Origin of the sequence: Haloprofundus halophilus (genome assembly GCF_003439925.1) — an archaeon.
In the GTDB taxonomy this organism is placed as follows: domain Archaea; phylum Halobacteriota; class Halobacteria; order Halobacteriales; family Haloferacaceae; genus Haloprofundus; species Haloprofundus halophilus.
Genome location: NZ_QQRR01000002.1, coordinates 925065 through 937438, shown reverse-complemented (window position 1 = coordinate 937438; position 12374 = coordinate 925065). Strand labels below are relative to the sequence as shown.

Below are 12374 nucleotides of genomic sequence, written 5' to 3'. Positions count from 1 at the left end.
CTCGTGATAAACGCATCCGTGCGTCGGGTCGCCCCGGTATCTCCGCGCCGTTCGGAGTGACTCACACCGACTACTCTCGTGTGAACCACAATTCCACCGCAGTTGGCCAAATCGGCCGGTGTACTGCGATTAGGCGAAGAAATGTTTAAATACCTGCGTGCCTAACTTGGGGTTAGGAATCACCCAATGAGTGTTCAACAATCAGCCGGCGGCGAGCGGTTCATCCGCCGATACGAGTACGACGACAGTTGGGTCATCGCTGCGGAACTCGGCGTCGCCGACGACGCCGTGGACGTAGACGTCGTCGGGACGACGGCCATCGTGGTCGTCGACCACGGCGACCGGGTGTCCGAAACCGAGTTCGAGTTCGAACTGCCCGGGACCGACGCAACAGTTGAGACCAACAACGGTGTACTGACTATCACGGTGTCCAAATGAAGCTCACAGTCAAACCACTGAAACAGAAAGACGCCGGTCGCGGACTGGCGGCCATCGACAAGCAGGTAGCCGAGGAGATGGGGCTCGAAGGCGGCGACTTCATCCGCATCGAAGGCCAGGAGAGCGCGGCCATCGCGCGCGTCTGGCCGGGCTACCCGGAGGACCGCGGATCGGGCGTCATCCGCATCGACGGCCGACTCCGCCAGCAGGCGAACGTCGGCATCGACGACCGCGTGACCGTCGAGAAAGCGGACGTCAAGCCCGCGAAGCGGGTCACAGTCGCGCTCCCCCAGCGGCTCGGCATCCGCGGGAACATCGACGCGCTCATCCGCCGCGAACTCGGCGGCCAGCCCGTCACCAAGGGCCAGACGGTCCGCCTCCCGCTCGGCTTCGGCTTCATGTCGAACCAGAGCCAGGCCGTTCCGCTGAAGATCGCGTCGACCCAGCCGTCGGGGACGGTCGTCATCAACGACTCGACGACCGTCGAGATCAGCGAGAAGCCCGCCGAGCAGATTCGCGAGGGTGCGAGCGGCGACTCCGGCACCGGCCCGGACGTGACCTACGAGGACATCGGCGGCCTCGAGAACGAACTCGAACAGGTCCGCGAGATGATCGAGCTGCCGATGCGCCACCCGGAGCTGTTCAAGCGCCTCGGCATCGAACCGCCGAAGGGCGTCCTCCTGCACGGGCCGCCCGGAACGGGTAAGACGCTCATCGCCAAAGCCGTCGCCAACGAGATAGACGCCGAGTTCCACACCATCTCCGGCCCGGAGATAATGTCGAAGTACTACGGCGAGTCCGAAGAGCAACTGCGCGACGTGTTCGAGGAGGCGACCGAGGACGCGCCCGCCATCATCTTCATGGACGAACTCGACTCCATCGCCGCCAAACGCGAGGAGGCGGGCGGCGACGTGGAGCGCCGCGTGGTGGCGCAGCTGCTCTCGCTGATGGACGGTCTCGAGGAGCGCGGTCAGGTCGTCGTCATCGGCGCGACGAACCGCGTCGACGCCATCGACCCGGCGCTGCGCCGCGGCGGACGCTTCGACCGCGAGATCGAGATCGGCGTCCCGGACCGCGACGGTCGCAAGGAGATTCTGCAGGTCCACACGCGGAACATGCCGCTGGCCGACGACGTGGAACTCGACGTGTACGCCGACAACACCCACGGCTTCGTCGGCGCGGACCTCGAATCGCTGGCGAAGGAGTCGGCGATGACCGCGCTGCGGCGCATCCGCCCGCAGTTGGACCTCGACGCCGAGGAGATAGACGCCGACGTGCTCCAGTCGCTACAGGTGACCGAGAACGACTTCCGCGAGGCGCTGAAGGGAATCGAGCCCTCCGCGCTCCGCGAGGTGTTCGTCGAGGTGCCCGACGTGACGTGGGAGGACGTCGGCGGTCTCGAAGACACCAAGGAACGGCTCCGCGAGACCATCCAGTGGCCGCTGGAGTACCCCGGCGTGTTCAAGACGATGGACATGGCCGCCGCGAAGGGCGTCCTCCTCTACGGCCCGCCCGGAACGGGCAAGACGCTCCTGGCGAAAGCCGTCGCCAACGAAGCCGAGTCGAACTTCATCTCGGTGAAGGGGCCGGAACTGCTGAACAAGTTCGTCGGCGAGTCCGAGAAGGGCGTCCGCGAGGTGTTCAGCAAGGCCCGCGAGAACGCGCCGACGGTGGTGTTCTTCGACGAGATAGACGCCATCGCGACCGAGCGCGGCCGAAACAGCGGTGACTCGGGCGTCTCCGAGCGCGTCGTCTCCCAACTGCTGACCGAGTTGGACGGCCTCGAAGCGCTCGAAGACGTGGTCGTCATCGCGACGACGAACCGGCCGGACCTCATCGACTCGGCGCTCTTGCGCCCGGGTCGACTCGACCGCCACGTCCACGTACCGGTGCCCGACGAGGAGGCGCGCCGGAAGATTCTGGAGGTCCACACCCAGCACAAACCGCTGGCCGACGACGTGGACCTCGACAGAATCGCCCGCCGTACCGACGGTTACGTCGGCGCCGACCTCGAAGCGCTCGCCCGCGAGGCGGCGATGGCCGCCAGCCGCGAGTTCATCCTGAGCGTCAAGCCCGAGGAGGTCGACGACTCCGTCGGCAACGTCCGCATCACGATGGACCACTTCGAGGACGCCCTCGACCAGGTCGGTCCGAGCGTGACCTCGGAGACGCGCGAGCGCTACGACGAGATCGAAAAGCGCTTCGGCACCGCCGAGATCGAGCGCGACACCGACGAGATGAGCCGAACGTTCCAGTAACCGGCTCGCGAAGACAGCGCCTCGAACGCGCCGCTACCGCCTTTTTCGCTGCGACCGTTCTCTCCCGAGTCGGCCTCCGTCGTCTCTCATACTCGGGAACGAAAAACATGTTAACCGTTTATTTCACCGGAAACGAGGTGTGTTTCGGTAGCGATGTCACTCTCGATTTCACGGGGTCGTCCTCGTGGATACCGTTCCGCGCCGTGACGACTTCGGCCCCGCGGGCCGACCGGTCGCAACCACGGTGCGGCGAGCGACGACGTGTCCGACCCGAAGGAAACCAGCCGCCGTATTAAACAGTTTCTCTTCGAAGAGCGCCCCGAAACCCGAAACCGGCGACCCCCGCCCGGACGGACAGCCTCTTTTCCGTCCGTCGCCGACGGTCGGTGTGTCCCGATACCGAGACGTTGGGCTGTTCTTTCTCCTGTCGGCGCTGTGGGGCGGGTCGTTCGTCGCCATCGAAGTCGGGTTGGAGAACCTCCCGCCGGTGCTGTTCGCCGCGCTCCGTTTCGACGTCGCAGCGGTGTTGCTCCTCGGGTACGCCGCGTCTCGCCTCGACGACCCGATACCGCGGACCCGCGGCGACGTCGCCGCCATCGCCGCCAGCGCGTTTCTCATCGTCGCCGCCAACAACGCGCTGCTGTTCGTCGGGCAGACGCAGACGACCGGGAGCATCGCCTCTATCGTCTACAGCCTCAACCCGATTCTGACGACGGCGTTCGCGGCGCTGCTGGTCGGCGGCGTCGGCCTCGACTCGCGGGGGTACGTCGGCGTCCTCCTCGGCCTCGTCGGCGTCGTCGTCGTCGCCGGCCCGGACCCGTCGCTGCTCTCGGGCGACCTCTCCGGCGACGCGCTCGGCGTCGCCATCGTCTTCTGTGCGGCCGTCGCCGTCTCGCTCGGGAGCGTCCTCGTCCGCCGGGCGGACGCGCAGACGCCGAGCGTCGCGGTCACCGCGTGGTCGATGGCGCTCGGCGCTATCGTCATCCACACCGGCAGTCTCGCCGCCGAGGGCGTCCCCCCGGTGTCGTTTACGCCCCGAACCGTTCTCGCACTGCTGTTTCTCGGCGTGTTCGCCAGTGCGCTCGCGTACTCCATCTACTTCGACCTGCTCGACCGACAGGGTCCGTTTCAGGCGAACCTCGTCGCCTACGTCGTCCCCGTGGTGGCGACGTTTCTGGGGTGGTCGCTGTTGAACGAGCAAATCACGGCGATGACCGTCGGCGGCTTCCTGCTCGTCTTCGTCGGATTCGCGCTGGTGAAGTACGAGACGCTGACCGCGGAACTGCCGAAGCTACGCGCGAGCCTCCGGTCCGTCGTCGGCCTGTTCCGCTGACGTTGCGAAGTCGGCGCGAGCGCTACGCGTCGATGTCGTCGAGGATGGCCTCGGCGTGGCCTTCGGGGGAGACGCCTTCGTACGCTCGCTCGATGGTTCCGTCCGGACCGACGACGTACGTGTTCCGGAACACGCCGTCGAAGGTGTTGCCGAACATGTTCTTCTCGCCGTAGGAGTCGTAGGCGGCGGCGACCTCTCCGGACTCGTCGGAGAGCAGTTCGAACGGGAGGTCGTACTCCTCGGCGAACGACTTCAGGTCGCCCACCGGGTCGTCGCTGACGCCGAGGACGTGGATGTCGCGCTCCTCGAACCGCTCGATGCTGTCGCGGAAGCCGCAGGCCTCGGTCGTGCACCCGGGGGTGTCCGCCCGCGGGTAGAAGTAGAGCACCACTCGGTCGCCCGAGAAATCGGAGAGCGAAACCGTCTCGCCGCGCTGGTCGGGCAGTTCGAAGTCGGGGGCGTCGTCGCCGACTGAGAGCATGGTCGGTTCTCGGAGTCCGCGTAAAAACCGTTTGTGACTTCGGTCGCGTCGGTTCGCTCGCTCGATTCAGTCCAACCGCTCGGCGGCGTCGCGGGCCAAAAGCGGCTCGGCGTTCGCCGTCGGCAGCGTCACCACGTCCTCGGCGGCGAGGTCGTACTCGCGCTCGTCGACGCCGAAGATGGAGCCGACGTTCTGGGTGATGCGGACCGTCGTGCGCTCGACGTCCGCGTCCGTCTCGGTATCGGCGTCCGCAGTTCCCTCCGCAGCGGACTCGCCCCCGACCTCCGGGTCCGGCGTGTCCGGCGGAACCGACTGCGGGGAGTCGTCGACAGTCGTCTCCGACTCGGTTCGGGTCGCCGTCGTCTCCGCGTCGGCCGTCGGCGGGTCGGGAGACGACGGCGACGTGCCGGTAGCCGCATCGGCCGCCGACCCATCGCTACCGCCCATCGCGTCCGCGAGAGCGTCACCGTCGCCGTCGCCGGACGGCCCCGACCGGGACTCGCGCGCGTCGGAGACGACGTCCGGCGTCGCGTCCGCGACGGGACCGGTGCCGGCGCTCGACGGACCGGCCTCCGGCGTCTCGTCGCGACCCGGGTCGGGTTCGGCGCGCGGACTCCGTCTGCCCGAGAGGATGTCGAGGACGGTCGACTTGTTCCGGTCGATGCGCGCGACGAGGTCGTCGAACAGCGCCCGCTCCTCGTTCGTGAAGCCGTCTTCGTCGACGGGCATATCGGCGGCGGCGAAGCTGGCGAGTTTGACCACCTTGCCGACGCGGCGTTCGTACACCGCTTCGACGACTTCCTCGGCCGTCTCTATCTCGTCGGTGAGGCGGCCGACTTCGGGCGACGAAAACGGGTCGTCGGTGGCGTCGGCGACGCGCTTTCGTTCGGCCTTCAGGTCGGCGATGTACTCGGCGACGTCGGCGTAGAAACTGTCGCGAAGCTGCTGGAGGCCGTCCTTTCGGCGCTCTTTCGACTGGACCGTTCTGAGTTCGTCTAAGTTCATTCTCTGGCTTTCTCCGCCGCCCCGCGCGTCATCAGGAAGACGCCGACGCTCTCCGTCACTGTATTCTCTCCCGCTGATAGCTTAGTCGTTTCCCCGCCGAACTCGACGACTGCCGGTTCGTCCAGTTCGACCGCGATATCTCGCCGCGCGAACCGGTCGGGAACGGCGTCTCGGAGGGGTTCGAACCCTTCGACCTGCTCGCGGTCGAGTCGCGTCACGACGAGCGACGACCCGCCGTGGAGGCTCCCGGGGAGTCGGATGAGCCGTCGCACGTCGGTCGTCACCGGTTCGTCGATGGGGGCGGTCTGGTCGGCGACGACTCGCTCGGCGACCGTCTCGACGAGCAGGCGGAGACCGGGGCCGCCGGCCTCGACGTTGCCCGCTCGAATCGCGTCGGGGTTGCGCCGCAGCGCCCCGATAATCGTCTTCGCGCGTCCCTCGCCGATGCCGTCGAACTCCTGGAGGCGCTCGCTCGCGTCCGCGTCGTCCATCGACTGGAGCTCCTCGACGAACGACAGCAGCGCCGTGTGGGTTCGCTTCCCCCACCCGCCTTCGGTCCGGAGGACGCGGCGGGTCGTCCCGCGCTCGCTGCGCGTCGTGACGAGGCCGTCGAAGTCGAGGTCGATGGCGCGCACGTAGTCGACAATCTCGCGCCGTGCCTCGCTGTCGAGTTCGCGCACCGACTCGTCGCGGACGTGGACGTGGTAGCCGCGACCGCCCGAGAAGACGATCTCCAGCTCCGAGAACGCGAAGTCGTCCTCGAGAAACGACAGGAGGCGAAGCAGCGCCTCCTTGCACTCCGCGAGCATCTCCGCGTAGCTCGCGGCGTCGGGGTCGACGCCCGGCAGGTGGTCGGCGTCGAGGTCGAACACGAGGTCCGCACCCTGCCACTCCTTCTCGTCCATCTCGTTGGCTCCGGGGTCGGCGTAGCGCGCCGCCGAGAAGTAGACGTGCCGCGGCGACTCGCGGGCGAGGAAGCCGCCCAGGTCGCCGACGTCGAGCAGCGACTGGTGGCGGACCATCGTCGTGCCGCCGGCGGTCCAGGGGATGTGACCCCACTCGCGCCGCTCGGCCGCCGGCGGCAGCGTGAGGTCCGCGCTCCGGTAGTAGTCGCCGAAGCGGCCCCGGAGGTACTCTCGTGTCCGACGGTTCATTGCGTCACCATCGTTGCGAGGGGGGTGATAAAGGCGTTGTCGTTGTGGACGAGACGAGTGTCGTCGTCTCGTGAGCGACGGCGGTCGACGACCGTCTCCACCGGCCGTGCCGTCCGATTCGAGCCGTTTCGGTCTCGGCCGACTAACCCACGTAGTTTTTAATACCCCGGCGTGTAGCCCACAAGTACCAACAGCCCGCGGGTAAGTGTGGACGCGACGCGCGGCGGTGCCGTGCGCGACATCGGGTCGGACGCGACCACACGCGGGGACCAGCGACCGACGCGCTGCAAGACGCCGGGGCCGGTGGCCCCCTGACGCCCTCGGATTTGCGTGAGCAACCGCAGCCACAGGACGTGGCGTTTCAATGCTCTGATAAACCATGGAAATCGAAATCGCAACCATCGGCGGCTACGAAGAAGTCGGTCGGCAGATGACTGCCGTCCGCGCCGGTAACGACGTCGTCGTCTTCGACATGGGTCTGAACCTCTCGCAGGTTCTCATCCACGACAACGTCGAGACCGAGAAGATGCACAGCCTGGACCTCATCGACATGGGGGCCATCCCGGACGACCGCGTGATGAGCGACCTCGAAGGAGACGTGCAGGCCATCGTGCCGACGCACGGCCACCTCGACCACATCGGCGCCATCTCGAAACTGGCCCACCGCTACGACGCGCCCGTCGTCGCCAGCCCGTTCACCATCGAACTGGTGAAACAGCAGGTCCAAGGCGAGAACAAGTTCAACGTCAACAACGACCTCGTGAAGATGAGCGCCGGCGAGACGATGTCCATCGGGGACTCCGGCCAGGTCGAACTCGAGTTCGTCAACGTCACCCACTCCATCATCGACGCCATCAACCCGGTCATCCACACGCCGGAGGGTGCCATCGTCTACGGTCTCGACAAGCGGATGGACCACACGCCGGTCATCGGCGACCCCATCGACATGAAGCGCTTCCGCGAGATCGGCCGCGAGGGCAACGGCGTCCTCGCGTACATCGAGGACTGCACGAACGCGGGTCGGAAGGGCCGCACGCCCTCCGAGTCCGTCGCTCGTCGCCACCTCAAAGACGTGATGACCTCCGTCGAGGACTACGACGGCGGCATCGTCGCCACGACGTTCTCCAGCCACATCGCTCGCGTCACGAGCCTCGTCGAGTTCGCCAAGGACATCGGCCGCCAGCCGGTTCTCCTCGGTCGCTCGATGGAGAAGTACTCCGGCACCGCGGAGCGCCTGAACTTCGTCGACTTCCCGGACGACCTCGGGATGTACGGTCACCGCAAGTCGGTCGACCGCACGTTCAAGCGCATCATGAAGGAGGGCAAGGAGAACTTCCTGCCCATCGTCACGGGTCACCAGGGCGAACCGCGCGCGATGCTCACCCGAATGGGCCGCGGCGAGACGCCGTACGAACTCGAAGACGGCGACAAGGTCATCTTCTCGGCCCGCGTCATCCCGGAGCCGACCAACGAGGGTCAGCGCTACCAGTCCGAGAAGCTCCTGAAGATGCAGGGCGCGCGCATCTACGACGACATCCACGTCTCGGGCCACCTCCGCGAGGAGGGCCACTACACGATGCTCGACGCGTTGCAGCCCCAGCACGTCATTCCGGCCCACCAGAACCTCAAAGGGTTCGCGCCGTACGTCAGCCTCTGTGAGTCGCAGGGCTACACGCTCGGCCGGGACGTGCACGTGACGAGCAACGGGAACATGATTCAGCTGGTCCAGTGATGTCATCGAACGCGACAGAAGAGCGGGTACTGGCCGCCGTCGGCGAGCGACGCGAGCTCGTCAACGAGGCCATCGACGAGGAGGTGCCCATGGCCGAACCACAGCGCCTCTACGAAGCCACGCGTTACCTCTTGGAGGCGGGTGGCAAGCGTCTCCGTCCCGCTGTCGCGCTTTTGGCCGCCGAAGCGCTCGCGGACGTGTCGCCGCTGTCGAGGGAGTACCGCGAGTTCCCGGCGCTCGACGGAGGCGACGTCGACGTGATGCGCGCCGCCGTCGGTCTCGAAGTCATCCAGTCGTTCACGCTCATCCACGACGACATCATGGACGACGACGACCTACGCCGCGGCGTTCCGGCAGTACACGCGGCGTACGACACGGAGACGGCCATCCTCGCCGGCGACACGCTCTACTCGAAAGCGTTCGAACTCATGACGGACACGGGTGCCAAACCCGAGCGTGGTCTCGAAGCGACTCGACTGCTCGCGACGACCTGCACGCGAATCTGCGAAGGTCAGGCGCTCGACGTCTCCTTCGAGCACCGCAACGACATCCTCCCCGACGAGTATCTGGAGATGATCGAGTACAAGACGGCGGTACTGTACGGGGCGGCGGCGTCGACGCCCGCCGTGTTGATGGGTGCCGACGAGGACGTCGTCGACGCGCTCTACCAGTACGGCATCGACGCCGGCTGCGCGTTCCAGATACAGGACGACGTGTTGGACCTCACCGTCCCCTCCGAGGAGCTCGGTAAACAGCGAGGGTCGGACCTCGTCGAGGAGAAGGAGACGCTCATCACGCTGCACGCGCGCCAACACGACGTGGACATCGCCGCTCTCGTCGACACCGAGTCGATAGACGAGGTGACCGAGGCGGACATCGACGCGGCCGTCGCGGAACTCGAAACCGTGGGCAGCATCAAGTACGCCCGCGAGATGGCCGAAGACCTCGTCGAGCAGAGCAAAGAACGACTGTCGGTGCTGCCGGACAACGAGGCGCGAGGGCTCCTCGAAGACATCGCCGACTACCTCATCACGCGCGGCTACTGAGACGTCGCTCCGGTTCTCTCGGCGCTTTTTTGCGCTCCGTCAGCCGAACTGCACCATCGACCAGACGTTGTAGCCGGTGAGCCCCGCCCCGACCGCGGCGAGCAGACCGGGAAGCACGTACGGAACCACCGGGTCACCGACGCGGGCGGCGTACTGACTGACGGCGAGACAGAGCGCGAAGACGGCGAGTTTCAGCCCGACGAGTCCGGCGAACCCGAACGACGAGATGCTCGCACCCATCACCGGATTTCCCTCTACGACGCCCGGGGCGAACGCGACGATGGCGATGGTCGTCACCACGTCGCCGACGCCGTAACCCGCCGCTGCCGCGATCCACGCCCAGTAAAAGCGTCGCTCGGTGACCGGCGTCCCGTCGAGCGAGAGCCACGACCGAGCGTTCACGCCGAGGCCTCGCTCGGGACGTCATATAGGCTTGTTGCTACCGCCGAGTGTCACGTTCTCGGACCGGTGTCGTGGTCGACGCTGCGGGCAATCCACGGCTGTTTTTACCGGGCGGACGAAACCCGCCGGTAATGGACGACGACCTTCGGACTCGCGTGCAGGCGGAAGCCGAGAAGCACGCGCTGTTCAACGCAGTGAAGTACGAGAGCGACGCCGACGTCGGCGCGGTGATGGGCCCGCTCATGGGCGAGAATCCCGAGTTCCGCCCGCACGGCGGCGAGATACCCGGCGTCGTCGGCGGCGTCGTCGCCGAGGTCAACGGGATGGACCACGCCGAGCGCCGCGAGCGACTGGGCGAACTCGCACCCGACCTGCTTGACGAACTCGACAGCGAAGACGAGGAAGACGACCGAGCGCTCTCGGACCTCCCGAACGTCGACGCGTACGACGAGGTTCGGATGCGCGCCGCGCCGAACCCGAACGGCCCGTGGCACATCGGCCACGCGCGGATGCCCGCGGTCATCGGGACGTACAAGGAGATGTACGACGGCTCGTTCATCGTCCGCTTCGACGACACCGACCCCGAGACGAAGCGCCCCGACTTGGACGCCTACGACGCTATCTTGGACGACATCGACTACCTCGGCTTCGAACCGGACGAGGTGCTTCGGGCCTCCGACCGCCTCGACGTCTACTACGACCACGCCCGACGGCTCATCGAGAAGGGCGGCGCGTACACCTGCTCCTGCTCGGGGGAGGCGTTCTCGGAACTGAAGAACTCCGGCGAGGCGTGCCCGCACCGCGACAAGGACCCCGAGACGACGCTCCGGGAGTTCGAGGCGCTGGTCGACGGCGAGTACAACTCGGGCGAGATGGTTCTTCGCGTCAAGACCGACATCGAGCACAAGAACCCCGCGCTGCGCGACTTCGTCGCCTTCCGCGTCATCGACACGCCGCACCCCCGCGAGGAGGCCGAGGAGTATCGTCTCTGGCCGATGCTCGACTTCCAGTCCGGCATCGACGACCACCTGACGGGCGTCACCCACATCATCCGCGGCATCGACCTGCAGGACTCCGCGAAGCGCCAGCGATTCGTCTACGACTACTTCGACTGGGAGTACCCCGAAGTCGTCCACTGGGGCCACGTCCAGATCGACGAGTACGGCGTCAAGATGTCGACTTCGACCATCAAGCGCCTCATCGACGAGGGCGAACTCGACGGCTGGGACGACCCGCGCGCGCCGACCATCAAGAGCCTTCGACGGCGCGGCATCCGCGGGGAGGCCATCGTCGAATCGATGGTCGGTCTCGGCACCTCCACGAGCAACGTCGACCTCGCGATGAGCACCGTCTACGCGAACAACCGGGCGCTCGTCGACGACGAGGCGCCGCGGTACTTCTTCGTCCGCGACGGCGTCGAACTGCCGCTCTCCGGCGGCCCCGACGCCGGTCGACCGCCGATTCACCCCGACCACGAAGAGCGCGGCCGACGGACCGTCCCGGCCGGAGACGCGGTGCTCGTCGAAGAGGGCGACCTTCCGAACGACGGCGAGCGCGTCTGGCTGAAAGGCTACGGCTGCGTCCGCTTCGAGGGCGACGCGCTCGAATACGTCGGCGACGACATCGACGTCGTGCGCGACGAGGGCGTCGACGTGGTTCACTGGGTCCCGGCCGACGAGAACGTCTCGGTGACGATGCGGACGATGGGCGGCGACGTGACGGGTCACGCCGAACCCGACTTCGGCGACGCCGCCGTCGACGACGTGGTCCAGTTCGAGCGCGTCGGCTTCGTTCGCGTCGACTCGCAGGGTGACGGTGAGGCGGTGACGTACTTCAGCCACGACTAAGCGGGCGGCTCGAAGGGTCGAATCGGAGGCGAGCAGGCGACACGACCGGTTTCGACTCGCGGGCTCCGGACCGCCGTGTCGCGCAACCGCGAACCGGTCCGGAGCGAAGGTCAGCGCACGCCGGTCGTTGGTCCCGTTTTCGTATTTGAACGTTCGCACCGACACGGCCTCAGAGAAACACGACGAGGACGAACGCGACGAGCATCAGGAGGGTCAACACGACCTGCACGGCCGCCGACGCCAACACGCCGGCCGTCGCGAACAGCGCGGTCCTGAAGCTCGCGTTCGCGTCCTGATTCCGGTAGAATTCGAGCGCGAAGACGGTTCCGGCGACGCCGAGGAGGATGCCCGGTGGCCCGGCGACGAAGAACGCCAGAAAGCCGACGGTTGCCGCGACGAGCGTCGTCGCCGTCGACGCCCCGCCGTACCGGGCGGCGATAGGGCCGGCGAAGTAGTCGAGAATCATCGCGGTGAGGCCGACGAGAGTGAGGCCCGCCACCGCGAGGAGGCCGGGTTCTCCGTAATCCGTCGACCACCAGTAGAGGTACACTCCCGCGAGCGACGTGAGCGCGCCCGGCAACAACGGTGCGACGCTGCCGACGACGCCGAGCACCAACAGCGCGAGCGCGAGCCATCCGAGCGGTTCGATCATACTCTCCGTACGCGGACGCCCCTCTT

General features: G+C 66.9%; 11 protein-coding genes. 6 read left to right on the top strand and 5 right to left on the bottom strand.

The window, feature by feature from the left end; all coding sequences use genetic code 11:
* Positions 1-186: 186 nt before the first annotated feature.
* The 3 genes from DV709_RS14485 (at position 187) to DV709_RS14475 (ending at position 4029) form a co-directional block, all read left to right on the top strand.
* On the top strand, positions 187-438 hold the full coding sequence (locus DV709_RS14485; protein WP_117595107.1) for a DUF7127 family protein: 252 nt from the start codon (positions 187-189) through the stop codon (positions 436-438).
* Entirely contained in the window at positions 435-2696 is a 2262-nt protein-coding gene (locus tag DV709_RS14480) for a CDC48 family AAA ATPase (RefSeq protein ID WP_117595106.1), read from the top strand. The genes DV709_RS14485 and DV709_RS14480 overlap by 4 nt, the downstream gene beginning before the upstream one ends.
* 388 nt (positions 2697-3084) lie before the next feature.
* On the top strand, positions 3085-4029 hold the full coding sequence (locus DV709_RS14475) for a DMT family transporter (RefSeq protein WP_117595105.1): 945 nt from the start codon (positions 3085-3087) through the stop codon (positions 4027-4029).
* Positions 4030-4051: 22 nt separating this feature from the next.
* On the opposite strand, the gene bcp is transcribed toward DV709_RS14475, so the two are convergent.
* The 3 genes from bcp to priS all read right to left on the bottom strand — a co-directional run bounded on the left by bcp (position 4052) and on the right by priS (position 6669).
* Positions 4052-4510: a thioredoxin-dependent thiol peroxidase gene (bcp, locus tag DV709_RS14470; RefSeq protein ID WP_117595104.1), complete on the bottom strand. Its 459-nt coding sequence runs from the start codon at positions 4508-4510 to the stop codon at positions 4052-4054.
* 66 nt (positions 4511-4576) lie between these two features.
* Positions 4577-5515 carry a hypothetical protein gene (locus DV709_RS14465; RefSeq protein ID WP_117595103.1) on the bottom strand — a complete coding sequence of 313 codons (939 nt, stop codon included), beginning with the start codon at positions 5513-5515 and terminating at the stop codon, positions 4577-4579.
* On the bottom strand, positions 5512-6669 hold the full coding sequence (priS, locus tag DV709_RS14460; protein WP_117595102.1) for a DNA primase small subunit PriS: 1158 nt from the start codon (positions 6667-6669) through the stop codon (positions 5512-5514). The genes DV709_RS14465 and priS overlap by 4 nt, the downstream gene beginning before the upstream one ends.
* A 379-nt stretch (positions 6670-7048) precedes the next feature.
* On the opposite strand from priS, the gene DV709_RS14455 reads away from it, so the two are divergent.
* Entirely contained in the window at positions 7049-8401 is a 1353-nt protein-coding gene (locus tag DV709_RS14455; protein ID WP_117595101.1) for a ribonuclease J, read from the top strand.
* The gene (idsA3, locus tag DV709_RS14450) at positions 8401-9447 is read left to right on the top strand and encodes a geranylfarnesyl diphosphate synthase (RefSeq protein WP_117595100.1); all 1047 of its coding nucleotides are present in this window, start codon (positions 8401-8403) and stop codon (positions 9445-9447) included. Before DV709_RS14455 ends, idsA3 begins: the two co-directional genes overlap by 1 nt.
* A 39-nt stretch (positions 9448-9486) precedes the next feature.
* Here idsA3 and DV709_RS14445 read toward each other — a convergent pair whose 3' ends face one another.
* Positions 9487-9849, bottom strand: coding sequence for a hypothetical protein (locus DV709_RS14445; protein WP_117595099.1), 363 nt, complete (start codon positions 9847-9849; stop codon positions 9487-9489).
* A 131-nt stretch (positions 9850-9980) separates the two neighbouring features.
* Between DV709_RS14445 and DV709_RS14440 the strand changes: the two genes are divergently transcribed.
* Positions 9981-11696 carry a glutamate--tRNA ligase gene (locus tag DV709_RS14440; protein ID WP_117595098.1) on the top strand — a complete coding sequence of 572 codons (1716 nt, stop codon included), beginning with the start codon at positions 9981-9983 and terminating at the stop codon, positions 11694-11696.
* A 169-nt stretch (positions 11697-11865) separates the two neighbouring features.
* Here the strand turns inward: DV709_RS14440 and DV709_RS14435 are convergent, their stop codons facing one another.
* A complete protein-coding gene (locus tag DV709_RS14435) occupies positions 11866-12348 on the bottom strand; it encodes a DUF456 domain-containing protein (RefSeq protein WP_394338692.1) in 483 nt (160 codons plus the stop codon).
* Positions 12349-12374 lie beyond the last annotated feature (26 nt).

Bases quoted from the DNA above. Each gene is read 5' to 3' on its own strand.
- DV709_RS14455 (WP_117595101.1), top strand. From the start codon at position 7,049: ATGGAAATCGAAATCGCAACCATCGGCGGCTACGAAGAAGTCGGTCGG.
- DV709_RS14465 (WP_117595103.1), bottom strand. From the start codon at position 5,515: ATGAACTTAGACGAACTCAGAACGGTCCAGTCGAAAGAGCGCCGAAAG.
- DV709_RS14440 (WP_117595098.1), top strand. From the start codon at position 9,981: ATGGACGACGACCTTCGGACTCGCGTGCAGGCGGAAGCCGAGAAGCAC.
- priS (WP_117595102.1), bottom strand. From the start codon at position 6,669: ATGAACCGTCGGACACGAGAGTACCTCCGGGGCCGCTTCGGCGACTAC.
- DV709_RS14435 (WP_394338692.1), bottom strand. From the start codon at position 12,348: ATGATCGAACCGCTCGGATGGCTCGCGCTCGCGCTGTTGGTGCTCGGC.
- DV709_RS14480 (WP_117595106.1), top strand. From the start codon at position 435: ATGAAGCTCACAGTCAAACCACTGAAACAGAAAGACGCCGGTCGCGGA.
- DV709_RS14485 (WP_117595107.1), top strand. From the start codon at position 187: ATGAGTGTTCAACAATCAGCCGGCGGCGAGCGGTTCATCCGCCGATAC.
- idsA3 (WP_117595100.1), top strand. From the start codon at position 8,401: ATGTCATCGAACGCGACAGAAGAGCGGGTACTGGCCGCCGTCGGCGAG.
- bcp (WP_117595104.1), bottom strand. From the start codon at position 4,510: ATGCTCTCAGTCGGCGACGACGCCCCCGACTTCGAACTGCCCGACCAG.